This window comes from Streptomyces scabichelini (genome assembly GCF_011045015.1).
Taxonomy (GTDB): Bacteria; Actinomycetota; Actinomycetes; order Streptomycetales; family Streptomycetaceae; genus Streptomyces; species Streptomyces scabichelini.
In genome coordinates, this window is sequence record NZ_JAAKZY010000005.1 from 62,111 (window position 1) to 83,556 (window position 21,446).

Consider the following 21,446-nt stretch of genomic DNA (forward strand, 5'->3'; position numbering starts at 1 on the left):
AGGAGGGTGCCCGACGTCGCCTGGGCGCCGGGCGCGCACGTGACACTCCGTCACGGGATCATTAGGTTTCACTGATCCGAACGATGAGCCTGTCCGGTGCGTGTCCGCCGTGGTTGCCCCGATGTGGCCGGGGCAACCACGGCTGGTCCTGGCCGGGGAGGGTCATGGCTGGGGGCGGACGCTCCAAGTCCTCCCCCTCCCCCGGCCCGGCACCTATCGACCGTCACCCATGCTCGTGATCAGAGGCTCCGCACCGCCGGGTCGGCCGGCAGCGCCCGAGCGAAGGCGGCCATCCGCCGGGCGTACCCGTCAGGGTCGCCGAAGTGCACCGCGAGGTGTTCGGCCCCGGCGGCCCGGAAGGCCTCAGCCGTGTGGGCGGCCTCGCCGACGGTGCGGTCCGGGCCGTGCCAGTCGATCCGGGTGCCGGCGGACACGGTGCGGCCGTCTGTACGAGCTCGCAGGTACGCCAGCCGTTCGCCGAACGCCGCCGGGTCCAGGCCCACGCCCTGCCAGACGTCGGCATACCGGGCCGCCCGGCGCAGGGCGGCGTCGGTGACACCGCCGGTCATCACCGGCACCGGACCGTCGGGGCGCGGCTCGAAGACGCCCGTCTCGAAGCCGTACCAACGGCCTTCGAAGGGACCTTGGCCGGCCCGGAACAGGTGCCGCAGCAGTGCGACGGCCTCGTCCGTGCGGGCCGCCCGGCTCCTGAAGTCGGCGCCGACGGCGGTGAACTCGCGCTCGTCCCAACCGATCCCCACACCCAGGGTGATCCGCCCGCCGGACAGTCTGTGGAGGGTCGCGACCTGTTTGGCCACCACGAAAGGATTGCGCATGGGCAGGACGAGTACAGAGGTGCCAAACCGGATCCGAGTGGTCGCGGCTGCCAGCCAGCCCATGGTGACCAGCGGTTCGAGGACCCCTCCGTACACCGGGCCGTACTCGCCGGGCGGCAGGATGTGATCGGGGAGCCATGCCGTGTCGTAGCCAAGGGCCTCGGCCTGCTGTGCCAGGTCGGCGAGTCGGCGCGGGTCGGCGCCCGCGGTCTCGTTCGGGAGGATGACCTGTAGCTTCACTCCCCCTCACCGTCCGTCCCGTCCGAAAACGAGAGGGGGTGGAGAAAGTCGAGGACGGGCTTCAGCCACTCCTCCGGCCGCTCGACCATGACCACGTGGTCGCTGTCGATCTCCGTGTACCGCGCGCCCCGGATCCCGGCCGCCAGGGCGCGTGAGCCCGCAGGCAGGACCATGCTGTCGCTGGTCGCCGCGACGACCAGCGTCGGGACGGCGACCCCGGCCAGGTCACCGGTGGTGTCGAGGGAGGGGATCAGGTCGATGTGCGGGTGGAGCTCGGGCGGCACCTCGGCCCGCCAGCCGGGGAGGAGGCCGAGCAGGTGGTCGTCGGGCCGCGCGAACCCGGCGGTCAGGACGAGCGCGGTCACCCGCTCGGGATGGCGTACGGCGGCGCGCACCGCCACCAGCGTGCCGAGCGAGAAGCCGAGCACCGCGAACCGCCCGACGCCGCGCCGAACGGCGGAGTCGACGACCGCGTCCGTGAGCTCATCGAGGTCCAGTGGGAGAGCGGCGACCGGGGTCTCTCCCGAGCCGGGGTAGTCCGGGGCGACGACGGTGCGGGTGGCGGCGAGAGCGGGCAGGACCGGGGCGAAGTTGCTTTCGATGCTGCCGGTGGCGCCGTGGGCGAGCAGCAGTCCTGGGCCGGTTCCGGTGACGGTGGTGGCGAGGACGTGGAATGAATCGCGCATGCCTCGTACGTTGACCCATCACACCGGTGTGAAGGTCAAGTCCAGGTGTGGCGAGGAGAATCGATGCGGATAGGCGAGCTGGCACGGCGGACCGGAGTCGCGGCCCGGCTGCTGCGGTACTACGAGGAGCAGGGCCTGCTGTGCCCCGACCGCGACAGCAGCGGATACCGCGTGTACGCGCCCGACGCCCCGTACGTCGTCGCCCGCATCCGGGGCATGCTGGCGGCCGGGCTGACCACCGACGCCATCCGCGAGATGCTGCCGTGCGCCACCGACGCAGGGCCGGGGATCGACCCCTGCCCGGAGGTGCTGCGGACGATGACCGCGCACCTGGAGCGAATGGACGCGGACATCGAGTATCTGCGCCGCCGCCGGGCCGCGCTGGCCGCGTTCCGTGACGCGACCGAGGCGCGGCAGAGACGGGCGCGGGCCCGCTGAAGGGTACTGGCCGCCTTCCACGCTGACTGCAGGAGCTCAGCAGCAACAGCAGGCGGTCCGCTCTCATCGCGCGATCGCCACTTCGTCACCGTATGGCTGACACGGGATGTCAGCCATCGGGTCGATCCGTCGCTTCCACCTTCACCGCCGGTGACGAGCGCGTGGTCGTCTTCGCGGGGAAGGTCTTCCGCTATCGGCGCGGCGACGAGACGGGCCGCGCCGAAGCCATCGCGTACGGGGCCGGTCGGTGGGCACTCCCGAGCATCAGCCCGACCGGAAGGAGTGACCCCGGCGGCGCCATTCTTCCGCCAGCAGTTCGTACGAGCGGACCCGGTCCGCATGGTCGTGGGTGATCGTCGTGATGAGCAACTCCTCCGCGCCCGTGGCCTCCTGGAGCTGTTCCAGCTGATCGGCCACCCGGCCCGCGGAGCCGACGAACTGCGTGTCGAGGCGGTCCTGGACGAGTGCGCGATCCTCGTCCGGCCACGCGTGGGCCCGCGCCTCCTCCGGCGTCGGGAACTCGATGGCGCCCTCGGCGGTGCGGATGCTGCGGACCCACGGGCCGTAGCCGGTGGCGAGTTCGCGGGCGCTTGCGTCGTCCTCGGCGACGACGACGTCGGCCGACACGCTGACGTACGGCTTGTCGAGGAACTCGGAAGGCTGGAAGAAGGCCCGGTAGCCGTCCACCGCTTCCAGGACCGTGGCCGGGCTGACGTGGTAGTTCGCGGCGAAGCGCAGGCCTCGTCCGCCCGCGACCTCCGCGCTCTGGCCGCCGCTGCTGCCCAGGATCCACACCTCCACGTCGGCGCCCTCGCCCGGGACGACGTGCGCCTCGACGCCCTCCGGGGAGCGATAGGTGCCTGCCAGGAGGGAGAGCAGGTCGTCGATCTGCTCGGCGTAGTCCTGCGACTCGGCGTTCGGCAGCAGGAGCAGCTTGCGCTGCAGGGCGATCCGGGGCGAGCGAAGCAGGTACTCGAAGGAGAAGCGGGGAGGGATGAGCAGGCCGTTCGGGGCACGGCCGTCGACGACCGGGGTCGCCGTCGGCAGCGGGGCCGCCTTCTCTCCCGGTGGACGGCCGCCGGAGCGCCCCAGGCCGAGGTCGAACCGGCCGGGGTGCAGTGCGTCGAGCAGGCCGAACTCCTCCACTGTGGACAGCGCGGTGCGGTGTCCGAGCTGTACGGCGCCGGAGCCGAGCCGGATGGTGGAGGTGGCGGAGGCGGTCAGGGCCAGGACGACGGCAGGGGACGTGCCGGCCACGCCGGGGTTGAGGTGGTGCTCGGCGAACCAGTAGCGGGCGTATCCGAGACGCTCGGCCTGCTGGGCGAGGTCGATGGAGTTGCGCAGGGCATCGGCCGCCGTCGAGCCGGACGGGATCGGGACCAGGTCGAGTACGCCGAGAGGGATGTCAGACACGGGCGGGCTCCTCCTCAGGGATCGGTGGCACCGGAAGGACCGGGCCCCATGGGAACGGCGGGTCGGGGATCCCGCGTCGCAGCACCGGAGCTGCCTCGGACTGGAAGAGTTCCAGCGAGTCGCGGTGCTGCCTGTCCGTCAATCCGCCGGCGTCCGCGTGCAGATGCAGCACCGTGTGGCCGAACTGCTCGTGGTAGCGGTGCACCTTGTCGATGATCTGCTGCGGGCTGCCGATCAGGGCCGAGCTGCGCTCGACGAAGTCCTCGACGGTCGAGAAGACCGGCATGAGGCCCAGCCGTTTCTGGAAAGCCAGGCTGGCCCCGAACACCTGCCGGTACGTGGTGATCGCCTCCTGGGACGTTCGAGCCACCTAGATGCCCGCCGTGCCCGCGCCGACGGCGGCCAGGTCCGCCGACTCCTTGCTGGTGGCGCTGCCGTGCCAGACCCGGACGGGCTGCTGGCAGGGCCGCGGCCACACCTCGGCGTCCTTCAGCGCTGCGGTGAACAGCCGGATGCGCCGGGTCAGTGCCGCGATGTGGCTGAGGACCACGGTCGGCGAGGAGGAGGTGAACGGCCGCTCGTGACGCTCCACGCCGAAGCCGTCGAAGCCCAGCTCCTCGGCGAGCAGGGCGTTGTCGAGGACCTCACGGAAACGGTCGTGGGTCGGCTTCTGAAGGCCCGTGATCGGATCCGGGCAGTGCACGATCAGGGTGATCGGGAGGAACTTCACGACGCCGCCCGCTCGTCGCGGACGTCGTCCGGGTGGGCGAGGCCGAGGTGGTGGCGCAGGGTCGGGCCCTCGTACTCGGTGCGGAACACGCCCTGTTCCTGGAGAAGCGGGACGACCTTGTCGGCGAAGGCGTCGAGGCCGGTGGGAGTGATGTGCGGGACGAAGATGAAGCCGTCACTGGCGTCGGTCTGCACAAACTCGTTGATGGTGCGGGCGATGGTCTCCGCCGAACCGATGAAGTTCTGCCGGTTGCCGGTCTCGATGACCAGGTCGCGGATCGACCAGTTGTTGGCGGCGGCGAGCTCGCGCCACTCGCGGGCAGTGGCCAGCGGGTCCCGGTACATGCGGACCTGGGCCCGGCCCTTGGAGATGTGGTTGTCACTGACGTCCGGGTCGATGTCGGGGAGCGGCCCGTCCGGGTCATAGGAGGACAGGTCCCGGTTCCAGACGAACTCCAGATGCTTGAGGGCGGTGGCCCCGCTGACCTGCTGGCGGCGCACCTCCTTGGCCAGCTCCTCCGCCTCGGCATCCGTGTCGGCGAGCGTGAAGGTGGCGGCCGGCAGGATGAGCAACTGGTCGGGGTCGCGGCCATACTTGGCGAGGCGGTTCTTGACGTCAGTGTAGAAGGCCTGGCCCGCCTCCAGCGTGGCGTACCGGCTGAAGATCGCGTCAGCGCTGGACGCGGCGAACTCGCGCCCCTCGTCGGAGTCGCCCGCCTGGAAGATGACCGGACGGCCCTGCGGGGAGCGCGGGACGTTGAACTGGCCGTGGATGTCGAAGTGTTGCCCACTGTGGACGAAGGCGCCCGCCTTGGCGTCCCGCAGGAAAGTGCCGGTCTCCTGGTCGGCGAGGATCTCGTCGCCGTGCCAGGAGTCGAAGAGTTCGTTCGCCGTGGCCAGGAACTCCTTGGCCCGGGAGTAGCGCTCCTCCTGCGGCAGGAACCCGCCACGGCGGAAGTTCTCGCCGGTGAAGGCGTCCCAGGAGGTGACCACGTTCCAGGCGGAGCGGCCGCCGGAGAGGTGATCCAGGCCGGCGAACTGGCGGGCCACCTCGTAGGGCTCGTTGAAGGTGGAGTTGATGGTGCCGGTCAGACCGAGATGCTCGGTCACGGCGGCGAGCGCCGCGAGAACGGTGAAGGTGTCGGGTCGGCCCACGACGTCCAGGTCGTAGATCTTCCCGCCCTGCTCCCGGAGCCTGAGTCCCTCGGCGAGGAACAGGAAGTCGAACCTGGCGCGTTCTGCGGTCCGGGCGAAGTGCGCGAAGGAGCTGAACTCGATGTGGCTGCCGGCCTCAGGGTCGCTCCACACGGTGGTGTTGTTGACGCCGGGGAAGTGGGCGGCCAGGTGGATCTGCTTCAGCGGCTTGCTCATGGTCGTACGGTCCCTCCGGCTCAGGCAGTGGCAGCTGTGGCAGCGGCGTAGCGGTTGGCGGGGCGGGCCAGGCCCAGCAGTCCGCGCAGGGTGTCGGCCTCGTAGGCGCGGCGGAAGGCGCCCCGGCGCTGGAGTTCGGGGACCAGACCCCGGGTGATCGCCGGGAGGTCGTGGCCGAGGACGGCCGGACGCAGCCGGAAGCCGGTGAGACCGGCCGACTGCAACTCCTGGAGCAGATCGGCGAGTTGGACGGGCGTGCCGGTGAAGATGTGGGCGTCGCTCGTGTACGGCTCTCCCGCGAGGGCGTCGAGGCGCTCGCGTCGAGCCGTCGCGGCGGCCGGGGTGTCGTCCAGGAAGACCACCAGGTCACCGAAGATGTGCAGGGGCTGGTCGGCACGGCCTGCCACCTCCTGCTCGGCACGGATTTCCTCGACGATGGCGCGGGCCTGGCCGGCATCGTGCGGGGTGACGTAGCCGATGTCGGCCTGGCGGGCCACCAGACGGTACGGGACGGTCTGGTGGGCGAGGGCGGTGACGACGGGCTGTCCCTGCGGCGGGCGAGGGGTGATGGACGGGCCCTTCACGCTGAAGTGCCTGCCCTGGAAGTCGATGTAGTGCAGCTTGTCGCGGTCGATGAAGCGGCCGGTGGAGACGTCCCGGATCTCCGCGTCGTCCTCCCAGCTGTCCCAGAGCCGGCGTACGACTTCCACGTAGTCGGCGGCCTCGTCGAAGAGATCGGTCATCAGGTCCTGCGCGGCCGGGCTGTCGTAGGCGTCGATTCGGGGGATGGTGCGGCGGCCGAAGTGCACGGCCTCGTTCGGGCGCGCGGTGATCTGCACCCGCAGGCCCGCCCGGCCGGTGCTGACGTAGTCAAGGGTGGCGATCGCCTTGGAGATGTGGAACGGCTCCGTATGGGTGACCACTGTGGTCGGGACCAGGCCTATGTGCCGGGACAGCGGGGCGATGCGGGCCGCGATCAGGACGGCGTCCAGACGGCCGCGCACCTGGTCGGTGCGCTCGTCCGGGTCCAGGAAATGGGAGGACTGCGGGCCGAGTCCGTCCTCGATGGTCACGAAGTCGAGCAGGCCGCGCTCGGCCTCGGCGGCCAGGTCGGCCCAGTATCCGGCGGCGAACAGGTCCCGGGGACGGGCCACCGGCTCGCGCCAGGAGGCCGGATGCCAGCCGGTGCCGTCCAGGGCGACGGCAAGATGCAGGGAAGAAGGGGGTGTTGACGACACGAGTGGGTGCCTTCCTGGAAGTCCTTACGAAATCGCCGCCCCTCGCGCAGGGAGGGGCACGGCGGTGACGAGCGCGGGACGGGGTCCCCCGGCCGAAGTCCCCCAGCCTCCGGCCGGGGCCCCAGAGGAAGGTCAGGGGCGACAGAGCGCGCCGGCCACGCGCTGCAGATCTATGTGCGGCCGGGAGTGGAGGCGGACGACGCGGCGCGGGTTCAGGACACGAGGGTGGGGCAGGTGTCGCATGTGCCGCACCTCCGTCCGCCGCGCCGTACTGCACATTGCGTCGTGAGTCACAACGCCCCGGCTCCGCGGTGTGTTCCTGGGGTGCGCACCTGGAGGATCCTCGTCCGGCGGCGCAGGGTGAAGCCGATCGACTCGTACAGCCGGATCGCGTGCGTGTTGGTCGCTCAGGCGCAGCAGCGGGGCGTCCCCGCGTTCCCGGATGCCCGCGGCGACCGCGCGCACCACAGTCGGGTGGCCGGTCCCCGGCCGCGGTACGCCGAGTCGGTGCAGACGGCGCTGATCTCCGTCCAGCCGGGCAGCCTCAGCCTCCCCCAGCCTCCGGCCGGGAGGGACCCCCACCTCGCTTCGCTCGGCGAAGCGGGCGTGCGGGCAGGCCAGTGCGGCCCAGACCGCGTTGTCCAGGAGGTGTGTGCTCGGGTTGGCCGGCGCTGGGGGGATCACCCCACCATGTCTAACAGGCAGTTCAGGGGTGAATCATTGCAGCTGCATGAAATTCCGCCGGGTCGGGTCGGCTCCGGTCTGGTCGGCCGACGGGAAGGGGCCCAGAAGCCGACAGCATCGCGGATCAGGACGACCACGCCACGCTTGGGGAGGGCTTCGCGCTCCAGGATCAGGATCTTGCCGATGAACGAGATCTGGCCGTAGTTCTCCTGCAGTCGGCGCCACTCCGTGGGCAGACTGCAGTCCCGGATGCGGCGCAGCCCGGTCGCCACGTCAGGGACGATCTTCTGGGCTCCGACCACCCAGATCGCTTGCGGGCGCCCGACGCGTACGGGGCGAGCTGGCTGCCGGTCGCGGAGCCGACCAACAGAACGCCGTCCTCGGAGACCGCGTGCACACTGCCCACCACGACGTCGGGCGTCGCGGCCAGCCGGATACGGGCGTTGACGTCTTCGCCCAGGTCACCCGCGGTGGTCCGTACGCAGTGCAAACGGCCGGAGTCGTCGACGGCCTCGGTGATGCCTGTCAGCCTCAGCGTCTCGCTCGACGCCGTGAACACCGACTCCCCGTCCGGGACGAGTGAAAGAACGAGTCCGCGCGCGTCGGTCACGGTGTCCACGACGTGCACGACGAAGCCGTTGCCGCGCAGGGCCTCGGCCGCGCGGTCCAGCCGTGCCTCGTCGGCGGGGATCGCGAAGGTCTCGTCAACTGCGGGTGCGTGCACGGTCATAGGGGTCTCCCCGGCGGTGGATCGGTTCCGTCTGGTCACCCTCGGATGCGTCGCCGAAGCCTGCGCTTGAACCCTGCTGCTGTCCGTCCGAGGAGACACCCATGCCCCCACCCGTGCGAACCGGCGGTCCGGCAACCGTCGAACTCTCCTGGAAGTCGCGCCGGTCGACGCCGGACGGCACCTGACGGGTGGCTCGGGCCGCCGCGAGCCAACTGACGGCCCAGGTCCGGCTGTTCGTGATCTGCGTCGGGGCGCCGCCCGCCGCGATGGTGGACGCCGTCGTGTCGTAACAGTCGAGCACTACGGACGAACGCGGCTGCTCCTCCACCACGGCGGCCGCGGCGGACGGGACGGTGACGGAGGCGGCCGGCAGGACGGCCGAGCCCAGCGCCACCAGGACAGGACAGACGGGATGACAGGTTTCTGAACGGCTTCACGCGTACTCCTTCGCGGACGTGCGGATGACCGGTGGTGTTGTTGACGCCGGGGAAGCGAGCGGCGAGGTGAACTCGCGTCCGACGCTTGGGCGTTCGGGAGACGTCGTGGCGTGCGTCATCGCACCGGCTCGGTGTCTCGGGTGCAGCGGCCGGCGTGGCGGGGCAGATCGAGGTGGTCGCGGAGCGTGCGGCCTGTGTAGTCGGCGCGGAACAGGCCGCGTTCGCACAGCGCCGGCACGACGTCGTGGACCACGTCGGGCAGATCAGCGGGGGGGCCGAGGTCGGGCGGAGGTGGAAGCCGTCGACGCCGATGGCCGCGTGTCAGTCGGCGAGCAGTCCGGCGAGGTCCGTGGCGGCGCCGGTGAAGCGTAGTTCGGCGGGCGGGTTCCGGGACCGGTGCCGCTCCCGGGATCGACCGCGACGCGTGCCAGCACCCGCAGCACCGCCGCGCGCAGGTCGCGTACGAAGCGGCCGGCGCGCTGGATTGGGGTGGGCGGCGGGGTGCGGTTGGCGCCGCGGGCGCAGCGGCGCTCCACGTATTCACCGACGAGTCGTCCACCATCGAGGGCCCGGTGCGGCCCGGCCCCTCGCTCGCCGAGCGGGCCGCCCAGTTCTCCGGCCGGGGCCCACGCACACCCCGTACGTCGCCCTCGGCAGCCCCCCCCACCAACAACCGGGCCGTCGCCGCCTTCGCCATCCCCTCGCACCAACGCGCCGGCCTTCCGCCAGAACGACGAGGTGGCCCGCGCGCTCCTGCGCGCCCTGAGCACCACCGAGGCCGAGACGGCATCGTCTCCGGTGGACGGCCTGTCTCTCAGAGTGTGAGATCTTCCCTACTTTTCCTATGGAATAACTAGGGAAATCTTGACGGTGTTCACCGCGGTGCGCAGGATGATGAACATGTCCCGTAAGCAGCATCGACTCGTTCGTCGTCGGCACGTCGACTTTGGTCACGTCGTCAGTGCCGCCTGCTGTCGCGCGTAAGGCACGCGGCTCACACATTCACCCGTGCCACTCCGCTCCCCGCTCTTCCCAGGCGATCAGGCGAAGTGCCCCACTACACCTGGTGCCTGGTGGCCCGACACTCTTCTGAGGGACAACCGCCATGACCACCGCACTTCCGGCCCAGGCCACTCCACACGATCCGCCACTCTCCGACACACCCCACCTTCGCCTGGTGGGCGATACCGCGCAGAGAGGCACCCAGGGACACACTTCCACGCCGCTCGTCGGCTACCTCGTGCTTGTCCCGGAGGGCACCGATCCCGCCGAGCTCTTCGTCAAGGACAGGCCACGGCCTGAGATCCGACCGGTCGGCTCCGCGGTCTCGGCCCCTGTCCGGCCGACGGGAGACGAGGCCGTCCGCATCGATCCGGCGCGACATGTCGCCGAGGTGGACGGACGCGAACTCGATCTCACCTACCTGGAGTTCGAGCTGCTGGCGCATCTCGTTCAGCATCCCCACCACGTGCAGTCGCGCGATGGGTTGGTGGCCGCCGTCTGGGGCTACGACCATGTCGGCGACGGCCGCACGGTTGATGTCCACATCGCCCGCCTACGCCGCAAGCTGGGCGAAGCTCACCGACACCGGATCGTCACCGTTCGGCGCGTGGGCTACAAGTACGTGCCCGACCAGCAGGAGAGCCCCGACGCCGCGCTCTGCGGCCGACCTTGAGGAGACCACTTCCATAGGCCTTGCCTCCGCGCCGTCCCGCTCCACCTAGCCATCCGACCGGACCAGACCCGGCCGAGCTCACTGGCTGCGCGTGGCCCGCGAGGCGGCGGACGACCTGGCCACGGACGCGGTGGCCAGGAAGCAGGCGGGCAAGGCCCCGCTCGACGAGGTGTCCCGGCTGCGCGACCGACGGCGCGATCGGTCAACTGCTCGGCTCTCACTACTTCCTGTCGTGGAACGCCCGGTTCTTCGCGGGGCCGTCCCGCCGCGCAGATCGAGGAGCGGTCCGCAGCTGAGGAGTGGTGTTGGGGCGGCGGTTTCGCGCGTCAGGAGCCGCCTCTGATGCTGGCCAGGACCTCCAAGGGACTGGTGCTCGTCGGTCGGCAGAGCCATACCAGCGGGGTCCTGGTCGCCGACCGTCTCGCCGTGCGCGCCGCGCGGAAGGACACGGGTGAGCCAGTCGCCGTCGTGGTGGATCCCACCCGTCCCGGTGTGGCGATCGACGGCGACGCCGACACCTTCGGCCAGCGGCTCGCGGCCGGCGGCAGCGTGGAGTTCGACGACGTACCGGTGGGTACCGACGACGCGCTCGGCTCCCTGGCCGCGGACGAGGACATCCTGTCGCCCCTGGCCGCCCTGGCAGCTCCGGTCGGACGCCTCTTCTCCGCCCAGCTCCTTCTCGGCATGGCCGAGGGAGTGCTCGCCGAAGCCCGTGAGTACAGCAGGACGGACCACTCACCCTTGCACCCCGCCTGGCCGGTCGGCACCCCGCATGACCCACAAGTACAGACCGCCTACGGAGAATCCACCGTCCTCACCCGCGCCGCGTCGGCACTCACCGATCAGGCACTGGAAGCTGTGCGCGGTGGGCTGGCATGCGGCGAAGCTCTCACCTACGACGAGTACGCGGACATCTCCGTCCTCGTGGCCATGGCCGAAACCGCCGTCCGCCGCGTCCAGGACAGCACAGGAGCCCACCACGCGCACCCTCGACATCATCGGCGCCCGCTCCACCTCCGCGCGGCTGGGCTTCGACCGCTTCTGGCGCAATGCCCGGACCCACACCCTGTACGAGCCCGTCCGTCACCGGCTCCGCGACGTCGGCGACTACTTCCTCAACGGTGCCCATCCTCCGTTCGTCCTGCCCGCCCGACCGGAGGCGGTGACGTTCGGGCGTTCTCCTGGCGGTCACTGATGGCCGCCGAGATCACCGCCTCCTCGCCCGAACTCGGCGTCGGTCTCGACCAGTTGCTGGAGAACGAGCGCAACAACAGCAGCATGTCGCAGGTGTTCCTGGCCATCCCCCTGATCCTGCTCGTCGGTATCGCCATCGACCTGCTGCTCTTCAGCCCGCTGGAGCGGCGGGTGCTGCGCAGCCGCGGCCTGCAGCTCCCCCGCTGAACGCACGGACAGCGAGCAGCACCGGCCTGCCAGGGGCATCGCCCCACAGCCGAGCCGGTACTGCTGTGTACGGAGGATGCGGCCCGACCCAGTCAGTCGACGAACAGCCCCCGCGCCGCGGCCCGCGCGTCGAACTCCTCCAAATGAACCTGGGCGTCCGGCAGGGCGTCGCACATCGCCTCCAGGAGGACCTGCCCCAGCAGCATGGGGGCGCTCACGGTGTCGAACACCAGGCCCGTGCCCACGGCCGCCGGCAGGAGCAGGTCGCTGTGGGCGGCCACCGGGGCGAACGTGCCGTCGGCGATCGTCACCACCGTGAGCCCCGCGTCCCGGGCATGGGCGAGCGCGTCGAGGACCTCGCGCGGATGGCGCGGCAGCGCGAAGCACAGCAGCGCGCTCGCGCCGGCGTGCCGAGCGGTGTCGATCCGGTCGGCGAGCAGCGAGCCGCCTTCGTCGAGGAGACGTACGTCCGGGTGGACCTTCGTGCTGAAGTACGCGAAGCCCCGTGCTGAAGCGGCGGAGGCGCGCAGCCCGAGCACCGGCAGCGGCCGGGAGGCGGCGAGCAGCCGGCCAGCCTCGGCCAGGGGCGCGGGGTCCGCGAGCAGGGCCGTCAGCTGCCGCAAGTTGTCGATCTCGGCCTGTACCGCCTGCTGGTACGGGTTGCGAGGGTGCCCCTCGATGTCCGCGTCGGCGACGGGAGCGAGCTCCCGCACGTGCCGGCGCAGCGCCGGGTACCCGTCGAAGCCGAGAGCGGCCGCGAAGCGGGTCACCGACGGCTGGCTCACCCCGGCCAGTTGGGCCAGTTCCACGCTCGACAGAAAGGGCACGGCGGCAGCCTGCCGGACCAGGCAGTGCGCGATGCGGCGCTGTGTGGGGGTGAGCCGTCGGCCCTCGAAGAGCTGGTGCAGCCGCGCGAGGGCCGTCGGTGTACTCGCACCGGTCAACTCACGAGTCCGGCCGACGTCAGCCACTCCTCGGCGACGGCGCTCGCGTCCTCCTTGTCGGTGACGAGCTTCTTCATCATCTCCACCAGGTCCTCGGTGGTGAGCTTGGCCGAGATGGCGTTGAGGGCCGCCTTGGCCGTGTCGTCAACCGTGGACTTGTAGACGAGGGGCGTGACGTTCTGCGAGGAGAAGAGGTTCTTCGGGTCCTCGAGCACCACCAGCTTGTCTTCGACGATGGCGGGGTCGGTCGTGTAGATGTTGGCCGCCTGCACCTTGTTGTCGTTCAGCAGCTTGAGCAGGGTGCTCTGGGCGCCCGCGTCGAGCGGCTGGAACTTCCCGAACTCGACGCCGTAGACCTTCTTCAGACCGATCCAGCCCTGCGTACGGGTCTTGAACTCCGAGCCTGCGCCGATCGTCCAGTCCCCAGCGACCGGCTTGAGGTCGGCGAGAGTCTTGAGGTTGTACTTCTCGGCGCTCTCGGAGGTGACCGTGACCGAGTCCTTGTCCTCGGCCTGGGCGGAGTCGAGGATCTCCACCGACGACGGGAGCTTCTCCTTCAGCTCGGCGTTGATGGCATCCGTGCTGGTCGCGGTGCTGGTCTTGTCGACCGCGGTCGCCAGCAGGGCGCCGTTGTACTCCGGGAAGACGTCGATGCCGCCCTTGACCACCTGGTCGTAGTAGACCTCGCGGGCTCCGATGTCGAACTTGCGGGTCACCTTCAGGCCCTTGGCCTCCAGGGCCTGCGAGTAGATCTCCGCGAGCAGCTGGTTCTCGGGGAAGTTGGCCGAACCGACGACGAGGGACTTGCTGTCGCTGTCGCCGCTGCTGCCGGTCAGCGGATTGCTGTCGCTGTCGTCGCCGCTGCCGCAGGCGGTCAGCGAGAGTGCGGCGATCAGACCGAAGGCGGCGGCGCGGTACATGCTTCTCATGGGGTGTTTCCTTTCTCGAACAGCTCAGGACTTGGACGCCGAGACCCTGAGGCCCGGCGAGACGAGGGAGCGCCGCAGCGCGGTGAAGAGGATCTGGACGACGAGTGCGAGCACGACGACGACGGTGGAGCCGCCGACGACCAGCTCGTAGTCGTTGCGTGAGAGCCCGTCGACGATGAAGCGGCCCAGGCCGCCGAGGCCGGGGTAGGCGGCGACGGTCGCGGTGGCCACTACCTGGATCGCGGCGATCCGCAGGCCGAGGAGGATCAGGGGCAGCGCCATCGGGACCTCCACCCGCACCAGTACCTGCCACTCGGTCATGCCGACCCCCCGCGCGGCGTCCCTGGTGGCCGGGTCCACGCCGCGGACGCCCTCGAATGTGTTGATGAGGATCGGCGGGACCGCGAGGGCGACCAGGGCGACCAGTACGGGCGTGGTACTGAGCCCGGCGAGCGTGACGACGAGGACCACCAGGCCGAACGTGGGGATCGCCCGGACCAGGTTCACCACGCTGGCCACGGCGAACGCGCCCCGTCCGGTGTGCCCGACGAGCAGCCCCAGCGACAGCCCGATCAGAGCGGCGAACAGCAGCGAAACGCCACTGTAGGTGAGGTGTTCCAGAAGCCGCTGCGGGATTCCCTCGTCACCGTGCCACTGCTCCGAGGAGGTCAACCAGTCCCCGATGAGCTGGAGTTGGTCCAGGAGGTCATTCATGACGCCGTCACCTTGCTCCGGGACCACGGGGTGAGCAGCCGCTGCGCCAGCACCAGCAGCGCGTCGGTGGCGAGTGCGAGCAGCATGATCAGCACGATCGCGGTGACGATCGGAGTCGGGAAGTCGAGCTGGAGGCCGCGGGTGATGTAGTAGCCGAGACCGCCCTGTCCGATCAGCTGCCCCACGGCGACGAGGCTGATGGACGAAACGGCGGCGACCCGTACCCCGGCGATGACGACGGGTACGGCGATCGGCAGTTCGACCTGGACGATACGGCGGACCGTACCGAAGCCCATCGCGGTGGCCGCCTGCCGGACCGGTTCAGGGACGGAGGCGAGGCCGTCGACGACGTTGGGCACCAGGACCGACAGGGTGTAGAGCGTCAGCGGGATCATCACGGTCTGTTCGGTCAGCCCGGTGTACTTGACGAAGATCATGAACAGGGCCAGTGACGGTATCGAGTAGAGGATGTTGGTCACGGTCAGGGTCGGCGGGTACAGCCATCGCCAGCGGTGGCAGAGGACGCCGAGGGGCACGGAGATGATCAGCCCGAACAGCACCGGAAGCAGGCCGAGTCGTAGATGGATACCTGTGTAGTCGGCGAGTTCACCGGCATGATCACCGATCCAGCCCCAGCGGACCAGCGGCTCACCGTCACTCATCGCTGACCACCCCGGCCTCAGCGGCGGCCATCACGGCGGACAGCTCGTAGGCGTCCGCGACTCCGACGACCGCGCCGTCCGCGTCCACGCCCACCGCGAGCCGGGAGGGTGACAGGAGCGCCGAGTCGAGGGCGGCCCGCGCCGAGTCGCCGACCAGGCTGAAGGTGTGACCGAGCGGCGTCAGAGGTACGTCCGCGAGCGTGCCGCTCTCCGGCAGCGCGGCAGCCTCGGTCCAGCCGAGCGGACGCCGCTCGTCATCGACGACGAGTACCCAGGGCTCGTCCGCGGCCCGGGCCCGTGCCACGGGAGAGGTCGCCGGCAGTACCGCGCCGTCGCGCAGCGGCACCTCGGCCGCCGTGACGAAGGACAGTCGGCGGATGCCCCGGTCCTGGCCGACGAAGCCGGCCACGAACTCGTCCGCGGGGTGGGCGAGCAGCCGCTCCGGGGTGTCGAACTGGGCGAGCTTCCCGCCGGTCCGGAACACCGCGATGTTGTCGCCGAGTTTGATCGCCTCGTCGATGTCGTGGGTGACGAACACGATGGTCTTGTTCAGCTCCTTCTGCAGGCGGATGAACTCCGCCTGCAGCTCGGCCCGGACGATCGGGTCGACCGCGCTGAACGGCTCGTCCATCAGCAGCACCGGCGGATCGGCGCCCAGTGCCCTGGCCACCCCGACCCGCTGCTGCTGCCCGCCCGAGAGCTGGTTGGGATACCGCTTGGCCATGTCGCCCGGCAGCCCGACCAGTTCCAGCAGCTCCGCCGCCCGGGCCCGCGCCTTCTTCCGGTTCCAGCCGAGCAGCAGCGGCACGGTCGCGATGTTGTCGAGGATGGTCCGGTGCGGAAAGAGACCCGCGTGCTGGATCACGTACCCGATGCCGCGACGCAGCTCGGGCGCGTTGATCTCCCGGATGTCCCGGCCGCGCAGGCTCACCGTGCCGGTCGTCGGCTCCACCATGCGGTTGACCATGCGCAAAGTGGTGGTCTTGCCACAGCCGGAGGGACCGACGAGGACCGTGATGCCGCCCTCGGCCAGCTCCAGGGACAGTTCGTCCACGGCTGTGGTTCCGTTTGGATAGTTCTTGCTCACCGCGTCGAATCTGATCAAGACTGCCCCTTACCCGACTGCATATGGTCATGCAGAGTTACGGGTGACTGAATGGCAGTCAATGGCCTGCTGTGAACGGCGTATTACATTCGTACGAAATTGGCAATTTCCCAGCTCAGAAGTGGGGACACATCCCATGGAACCGGTCTGGTTCACCTTCCTGAACGGCTCGGACATCGCACAGCTCGACCTGACCGACAGCGAGATACTCGACGCCGTCGAGGAGGGACTACGCGCTCAGGGTTCGGGCGAGGCAGTGATCGAACCGCGCGTCCACCTCAGGCCCGATCCGGCGTTCAACGGCCACTTCAACGTCCTGCGCGGCTATGTCGCCCCACTCGCCCTGGCCGGGGTCAAGATCGTGGGCGATTACGTCGACAACTACAGGGCCGGCCTGCCCTCCGAGATGGCCTTGCTCAACCTCTTCGACCCACGTACCGGCATGCCGGTGGCGGTCCTCGACGCCACCGCCCTCACCGAGATGCGCACCGGCGCCCTCACCGCGCTGGGAGCACGCCATCTGGCCCGCCCGGACGCCAAGGTGCTCGGTCACATCGGCGCCCGAGCCACGTCGTACTGGAACGTGCGGCTGCTCGACCGGATCTTCGACCTCGGCGAGATACGCGTCCACTCGCGCCGCCCCGACAGTCGCAAGGCCTTCGCCGAGCGACTGGAGCGGGATCTCGGCAAGCCGGTGATCGTGACCGCGGACTGGCGGACCTGCGTGGAGGGCGCGGACATCGTCGTGGAGGCGTCACGTCTGGAGCGGCCGGAGCCGCTGCTCAGGACCGAGTGGATCGCCCCCGGAGCCCTGGTCGTGCCGTACGGAACGAACAGCGCAGTCGAGCTCACCCTCACCGACATCATGGACAAGATCGTCGTCGACGACTGGGGTCAGGCGCACGCCGGGCCGTTCGGCGCCCTGCGCGCACATGTCGACTCCGGCAGGCTCGACGAGTCCCGTCTGCACGCGGAGTTGGGCGAGATAGTCGCCGGCCGCAAGCCGGGCCGGGAGAGTGACGACGAGACGAACCTGTTCTGGCACCGCGGCCTCTCGCTCTCCGACATCGCGCTGGGTGCCGCCATGCTGCGGAAGGCCGAAGAGCTGGGCGTCGGCCAGAAGTTGAGGTTCTCGTGACCGGGGTCGTCGTCGACGGCAGGTCGCTGTCGTACGACGATGTCGTCGCCGTCGCCCGGCACGGCGCCCACGTCGTCCTCGCGGAGGAGGTGTTGCCCCGGCTGCGGCGCGAACGGGCCGTCGTGGACGACGTGGTGGACCGTCAGGTGCCGACGTACGGTCTGACGACGGGCCTTGGCACTCGCTCGTCGTACGCACTGCCACGGGACGAACTGGCGCTGTTCAGCGTCCGTACGGTCCGGGGACGGGCCAACGCGGTCGGCGATCCGCTGCCGATCCCGGTCGTGCGCGCCGCCGTCCTCGCCCGCGTGAACGGCATCGCGGGCGGGGGCAGCGGGGTGCGGCCGGAGATCCTGCGGCTGCTCGTGGCCATGCTCAACGCGCGGGTGCATCCGGTGATACCCGAAGTGGGGTCGATCGGTGCCTCCGACCTGGTCCAGATGGCCCATGTCGGTCTGGTCGTCATCGGGGAGGGCAGCGCCGAGTTCGCGGGCGAGGTGCTCGACGGCCGCACGGCACTGCGGCGGGCAGGCCTCGCTCCCGCCGAACTCGGTCCGAAGGACGGGCATGTGCTGTGCGGCGCAAGCCCTCTCGCGGCCGGTCAGGGTGCGCTCGCCCTGCACGAGACGGCCACCCTCCTCACGCTGGCCCAGGCGGTCACGGCCCTGACCTACGAGGGCTTCCGGGCGAACACGAGCCCGCTGGACACCCGAGTGCTGGGCCTGCGCCCCGCCCCCGGTCAGTCCCGGGCGGCGGGCGAGCTGCTCGCTCTGCTGGTCGGCGGTGAGCTGGGCGATTCCCGGAACGCTCGGCGGCTCCAGGACCCGATCAGTCTGCGCTGCGCGGCCCAGGTGCACGGAGCACTGCACGCCGCGCTGGACTTCGCCGACGCCGCGCTCGGACCGGAGCTCAACGGCCTGGGCGACAATCCGGTGGTCCTGGCCGACACCGGCGAGATCCTCTCGTCAGGCAACTTCCACACCCCCGCCCTGGCACTGGCCCTCGACACCCTCGCACTGGCCCTGACGCAGACCGCGTCGCTCTCCGCCGAACGCATGCGCCGACTGCTCGACCCCGCCGTCACCGGGCTGCCCGCGAACCTCTCGCCGTACGGTCCTGAGCACTCGGGATTCGCCCCGCTGGCCAAGACGGCGCAGGCGCTCGTCGCCGAGATCCGCATGCTGTCCGCGGCGGTGAGCACCGACCCCCGCCACGGCGCGCAGGCCGTCGAGGACGACTCGACCAACGCGTCGCTCGGGGCCCGGAGGCTGACGACGATACTCACCCGCCTGCGCCAGCTCCTCGCCGTGGAGGCCGTGGTCGCCGCGCAGGCGGTGGATCTGGCGGCGCCGCCCTCGCTGGGGCGGGGACCGGACTTCCTGCACCGCGCGATCCGCAAGGCCGTGCCTCCCCTGGACGACGACCGTCCCTGCGGGGTGGACGTGGAGGTGGTGAGCCGCGACATCCTGGGGTCCGACGACGTCCGGAGCGCGCTGCGCGCCATGGTGGGAGAAGCGTCATGACCGATATCGACGTACACCAGCATCTGTGGACTCCCTCACTGGTGGAGGCTCTGCGCTCCCGCCGAGAACCGCCGTACCTCGACGGCTGGACCCTGTACCTGAACGGTGAGCCGCCCTACGACATCCCGCCCGCCGACCATGACATCGCCCGGCGTACGGATGTCGTCGCCGCCGACGGTCTCGGCCGGGCGCTGGTCTCGCTGTCCGCCCCGATCGGCGTGGAGTGGCTGCCGGCGGCCGAGGCGCGGCCGCTTCTCGACGCCTACCACGACGGCGTGGCCACGCTCCCCGAACCGTTCGGCGCCTGGGCCGCCGCCTGTGTACGGGACATCGACCCGGACGCTGTGGCGGGGGACCTCGCCCGGGGGTTCGCCGGTCTCCAGCTCCCCGCGAACGCCCTTGCCGACGCGGCCGGTTACGCGCGCTGCTCCCCCCTGCTCGATCTGCTCGAAGAGCGCGACCTCCCGCTGTTCGTCCACCCGGGGCCCGCGGCCGCCGACGCGTCGGCAGGGCCTGGCTGGTGGCCGGCGATGGTGCCCTACGTCCAGCAGATGCACGCCGCCTGGTTCGCCTTCCGCGCCTTCGGCCGACCACGTCATCCGCGCCTCAGGGTCTGCTTCGCGCTGCTGGCCGGGCTCGCCCCACTGCACACGGAGCGCTTCGCCGCCCGGGGCGGACCGCTGGGAGGAGTCGACTCCGACGTGTTCCTCGAGACGTCCTCGTACGGTCCGACCGCCGTCGCCGCGATCGTCCACGCCCTCGGTGCGGACGCCGTGGTCCAGGGCTCGGACCGGCCCTACGCCGAGCCGCCGCGGCATCCCGACTTCGGACTGGGCGGGGCCGCGGCGTACGCCTTCCGCATCGCCAATCCTCGGCGGCTGCTCACGGGAAAGGAGTGATCGTGCCGAGATCGAGTCCGGTGTCCTGGGCCTTCTTCGTGGCCTCGTCGTACCCGGCGTCCGCGTAGCGGGCCACACCCAGGGCAGGGTCGGTCCAGAACACCCGGCGGATCTTGCGTTCCGCCAGTTCGCTGCCGTCGGCGACGACGGTGAGACCGGTGTGGATGCTGCGGCCCACCCCGACTCCGCCGCCGTTGCCGACGGACACCCAGGACGCGCCCTGGGCCGCATTGAGCAGCGCGGCCAGCACGGGCCAGTCGGCGATCGCGTCGCTGCCGTCTAGCATCCCCTCGGTCTCCCGGGACGGCGAGGCGACGGCGGCGGGGTCCATGTGGTCCCGGCCGAGGGCCAGCGGGCCGATCTCGCCGCGCCGGACGAGCTCGTTGAGGCGCAGGCCGACCTCGTGCCGTTCGCCCAGACCGAGCCAGCAGATGCGGGCGGGCAGTCCCTGCACGGTCACCCGGACCCGGGCCAGCTCGAACCACCGCTCCAGGGAAGGCGATCGAACCACGTCCAGTACGGCGTCCTCGCTGCGGCGCAGGTCCCGCGGGTCGCCGCTCAGACAGACCCAGCGGTACGGGCCGACCCCGCGCGCGAAGATCGGGCGTACGTACTCGGCCACGAATCCGGGGAATTCGGCGGCTCGGGCGGCTCCGGCCGCCACCGCCTGGGCGCGCAGGTTGTTGCCGTACTCGAAGACGACCGATCCGCCCTCGCGCAGAGCCTGCAGAGCGTTCGCGTGTGTGCGCAGTGATGTCCGTACGGCGTCACGGTAGGCGGCGTCGGGCGGGCGTGCCGGGTCGGGCGTGTACCCGATGGGCACGTAGCCGTGGTCGAGGTCGTGCGCGGCCGTCTGGTCCGTGGCGATGTCCAAGGCGACTCCGTCGGCGACCAACCTGGGCAGGATCTCGGCGATGTTGCCGACGAGCGCGATGGCGGCGGGGTCGGACGAACCGGCGAGGTCGGCGACCGCCGCCTCGTAGTCGGGCGCGATGCGGTCGACCCAGCCCGCGGCGAGCCTGCGTCGCGCGCGCTCAGGGTCGACCTCGACAATCAGGCCGCGACCGCCCAGGTTCGCGATGGCCAGGCCCTGTGCGCCACCCATTCCGCCGAGCCCGGCGGTCACCACCCGCCGCCCGGCGAGCGTGCCGCCGAAGTGACGGCGGGCGATGGCCGCGAAGGTCTCGTGGGTGAAGCCGAGGACGCCCTGCGTGCCGATGTAGAACCAGGCGGCGGCCGTCATCTGCCCGTACATGGTGAGTCCGGCGTCTTCGAGGCGGCGGAACTCAGCCTCGTCCGACCAGGCCGGCACGACCATCGCGGTCGAGATGAGGACACGCGGGGCGTCGGGGTGCGTCGGCAGCACCGCCACAGGCTTGCCCGACTGGACCATCAACGTCTCGTCGGGGCCCAGGCGTTCAAGGGCTGCGACGATCGCGTCGTAGGCCTCCCAGGAGCGGGCGGCCCGGCCGCGACCGCCGTAGACGACGAGCCGCGCGGAGTCCTCGGCGACGGCGGGGTCGAGGGTGTTGAGAAAGCAGCGCAGGACGCCCTCCTGCTCCCAGCCGCGGCAGCGGAGTTCGGCGCCCGTGGGCGCCGGGACGCCGAGTCGTCCGTCACGAAGGGGATTGATTGGATCCATGGATCCAATCTA

At 70.7% G+C, this 21,446-nt stretch carries 21 protein-coding genes and 2 pseudogenes; 6 read left to right on the forward strand and 17 right to left on the reverse strand.

What is annotated here, in order from left to right:
- Positions 1–239: 239 nt before the first annotated feature.
- Both G5C60_RS02680 and G5C60_RS02685 read right to left on the reverse strand, forming a co-directional pair.
- On the reverse strand, positions 240–1,076 hold the full coding sequence (locus tag G5C60_RS02680) for a TIGR03619 family F420-dependent LLM class oxidoreductase (RefSeq protein ID WP_165254527.1): 837 nt from the start codon (positions 1,074–1,076) through the stop codon (positions 240–242).
- The gene (locus G5C60_RS02685) at positions 1,073–1,762 is read right to left on the reverse strand and encodes an alpha/beta fold hydrolase (protein ID WP_165254528.1); all 690 of its coding nucleotides are present in this window, start codon (positions 1,760–1,762) and stop codon (positions 1,073–1,075) included. Before G5C60_RS02685 ends, G5C60_RS02680 begins: the two co-directional genes overlap by 4 nt.
- A gap of 63 nt (positions 1,763–1,825) precedes the next feature.
- Here G5C60_RS02685 and G5C60_RS02690 point away from each other — a divergent pair, with 63 nt between their 5' ends.
- A complete protein-coding gene (locus tag G5C60_RS02690; protein WP_165254529.1) occupies positions 1,826–2,200 on the forward strand; it encodes a MerR family transcriptional regulator in 375 nt (124 codons plus the stop codon).
- A 264-nt stretch (positions 2,201–2,464) separates the two neighbouring features.
- On the opposite strand, the gene G5C60_RS02695 is transcribed toward G5C60_RS02690, so the two are convergent.
- The 9 genes and pseudogenes from G5C60_RS02695 to G5C60_RS02730 all read right to left on the reverse strand — a co-directional run bounded on the left by G5C60_RS02695 (position 2,465) and on the right by G5C60_RS02730 (position 9,055).
- On the reverse strand, positions 2,465–3,613 hold the full coding sequence (locus G5C60_RS02695) for an LLM class flavin-dependent oxidoreductase (RefSeq protein ID WP_165254530.1): 1,149 nt from the start codon (positions 3,611–3,613) through the stop codon (positions 2,465–2,467).
- Positions 3,606–4,343 (reverse strand): annotated as a pseudogene (locus tag G5C60_RS02700) (LLM class flavin-dependent oxidoreductase). The gene G5C60_RS02695 and the pseudogene G5C60_RS02700 overlap by 8 nt, the downstream one beginning before the upstream one ends.
- On the reverse strand, positions 4,340–5,713 hold the full coding sequence (locus G5C60_RS02705; RefSeq protein WP_165254531.1) for an NtaA/DmoA family FMN-dependent monooxygenase: 1,374 nt from the start codon (positions 5,711–5,713) through the stop codon (positions 4,340–4,342). Before G5C60_RS02705 ends, G5C60_RS02700 begins: the two are co-directional and overlap by 4 nt.
- 20 nt (positions 5,714–5,733) lie before the next feature.
- The gene (locus tag G5C60_RS02710) at positions 5,734–6,951 is read right to left on the reverse strand and encodes an LLM class flavin-dependent oxidoreductase (RefSeq protein ID WP_165254532.1); all 1,218 of its coding nucleotides are present in this window, start codon (positions 6,949–6,951) and stop codon (positions 5,734–5,736) included.
- Positions 6,952–7,083: 132 nt separating this feature from the next.
- Entirely contained in the window at positions 7,084–7,230 is a 147-nt protein-coding gene (locus G5C60_RS53950; protein ID WP_420907335.1) for a putative leader peptide, read from the reverse strand.
- Between the two features lie 11 nt (positions 7,231–7,241).
- A pseudogene (locus G5C60_RS51455) lies at positions 7,242–7,529 on the reverse strand (GNAT family N-acetyltransferase); the annotation flags it as partial.
- Between the two features lie 275 nt (positions 7,530–7,804).
- Positions 7,805–8,365 carry an LUD domain-containing protein gene (locus tag G5C60_RS02720; RefSeq protein WP_241266443.1) on the reverse strand — a complete coding sequence of 187 codons (561 nt, stop codon included), beginning with the start codon at positions 8,363–8,365 and terminating at the stop codon, positions 7,805–7,807.
- A complete protein-coding gene (locus G5C60_RS50920; protein WP_206439030.1) occupies positions 8,340–8,759 on the reverse strand; it encodes a hypothetical protein in 420 nt (139 codons plus the stop codon). The genes G5C60_RS02720 and G5C60_RS50920 overlap by 26 nt, the downstream gene beginning before the upstream one ends.
- A 158-nt stretch (positions 8,760–8,917) precedes the next feature.
- Positions 8,918–9,055: a hypothetical protein gene (locus tag G5C60_RS02730; RefSeq protein ID WP_165254512.1), complete on the reverse strand. Its 138-nt coding sequence runs from the start codon at positions 9,053–9,055 to the stop codon at positions 8,918–8,920.
- Between the two features lie 852 nt (positions 9,056–9,907).
- On the opposite strand from G5C60_RS02730, the gene G5C60_RS02735 reads away from it, so the two are divergent.
- Positions 9,908–10,477, forward strand: a complete 570-nt coding sequence (locus G5C60_RS02735) for a winged helix-turn-helix domain-containing protein (RefSeq protein WP_165254533.1) — start codon at positions 9,908–9,910, stop codon at positions 10,475–10,477.
- 342 nt (positions 10,478–10,819) lie between these two features.
- A complete protein-coding gene (locus G5C60_RS02740; RefSeq protein WP_241266444.1) occupies positions 10,820–11,878 on the forward strand; it encodes a hypothetical protein in 1,059 nt (352 codons plus the stop codon).
- A 92-nt stretch (positions 11,879–11,970) separates the two neighbouring features.
- Here the strand turns inward: G5C60_RS02740 and G5C60_RS02750 are convergent, their stop codons facing one another.
- The 5 genes from G5C60_RS02750 to G5C60_RS02770 are packed head-to-tail and all read right to left on the reverse strand — an operon-like array spanning position 11,971 to position 16,232.
- Positions 11,971–12,822, reverse strand: a complete 852-nt coding sequence (locus tag G5C60_RS02750) for a MurR/RpiR family transcriptional regulator (RefSeq protein WP_165254534.1) — start codon at positions 12,820–12,822, stop codon at positions 11,971–11,973.
- A complete protein-coding gene (locus G5C60_RS02755) occupies positions 12,819–13,742 on the reverse strand; it encodes an ABC transporter substrate-binding protein (RefSeq protein WP_165254583.1) in 924 nt (307 codons plus the stop codon). The genes G5C60_RS02750 and G5C60_RS02755 overlap by 4 nt, the downstream gene beginning before the upstream one ends.
- Before the next feature lie 33 nt (positions 13,743–13,775).
- Positions 13,776–14,465 (reverse strand): ABC transporter permease, encoded by a 690-nt coding sequence (locus G5C60_RS02760; RefSeq protein WP_165254535.1) that lies wholly within the window; start codon positions 14,463–14,465, stop codon positions 13,776–13,778.
- A complete protein-coding gene (locus G5C60_RS02765) occupies positions 14,462–15,127 on the reverse strand; it encodes an ABC transporter permease (RefSeq protein ID WP_165254536.1) in 666 nt (221 codons plus the stop codon). Before G5C60_RS02765 ends, G5C60_RS02760 begins: the two co-directional genes overlap by 4 nt.
- A complete protein-coding gene (locus tag G5C60_RS02770) occupies positions 15,120–16,232 on the reverse strand; it encodes an ABC transporter ATP-binding protein (protein ID WP_165254537.1) in 1,113 nt (370 codons plus the stop codon). Before G5C60_RS02770 ends, G5C60_RS02765 begins: the two co-directional genes overlap by 8 nt.
- A 136-nt stretch (positions 16,233–16,368) precedes the next feature.
- Between G5C60_RS02770 and G5C60_RS02775 the strand changes: the two genes are divergently transcribed.
- From G5C60_RS02775 to G5C60_RS02785, 3 genes are read left to right on the forward strand one after another with little or no spacing between them, the layout of a single operon-like run.
- On the forward strand, positions 16,369–17,370 hold the full coding sequence (locus G5C60_RS02775; protein ID WP_165254538.1) for an ornithine cyclodeaminase family protein: 1,002 nt from the start codon (positions 16,369–16,371) through the stop codon (positions 17,368–17,370).
- Complete coding sequence (locus tag G5C60_RS02780) at positions 17,367–18,893, forward strand: aromatic amino acid lyase (protein WP_165254539.1); 1,527 nt, start codon at positions 17,367–17,369, stop codon at positions 18,891–18,893. The genes G5C60_RS02775 and G5C60_RS02780 overlap by 4 nt, the downstream gene beginning before the upstream one ends.
- Positions 18,890–19,792 carry an amidohydrolase family protein gene (locus tag G5C60_RS02785; RefSeq protein ID WP_165254540.1) on the forward strand — a complete coding sequence of 301 codons (903 nt, stop codon included), beginning with the start codon at positions 18,890–18,892 and terminating at the stop codon, positions 19,790–19,792. Before G5C60_RS02780 ends, G5C60_RS02785 begins: the two co-directional genes overlap by 4 nt.
- Here the strand turns inward: G5C60_RS02785 and G5C60_RS02790 are convergent.
- Positions 19,776–21,434 (reverse strand): urocanate hydratase, encoded by a 1,659-nt coding sequence (locus tag G5C60_RS02790; RefSeq protein WP_165254541.1) that lies wholly within the window; start codon positions 21,432–21,434, stop codon positions 19,776–19,778. The two genes, G5C60_RS02785 and G5C60_RS02790, sit on opposite strands and share 17 nt — an antisense overlap.
- Between the last annotated feature and the right edge of the window lie 12 nt (positions 21,435–21,446).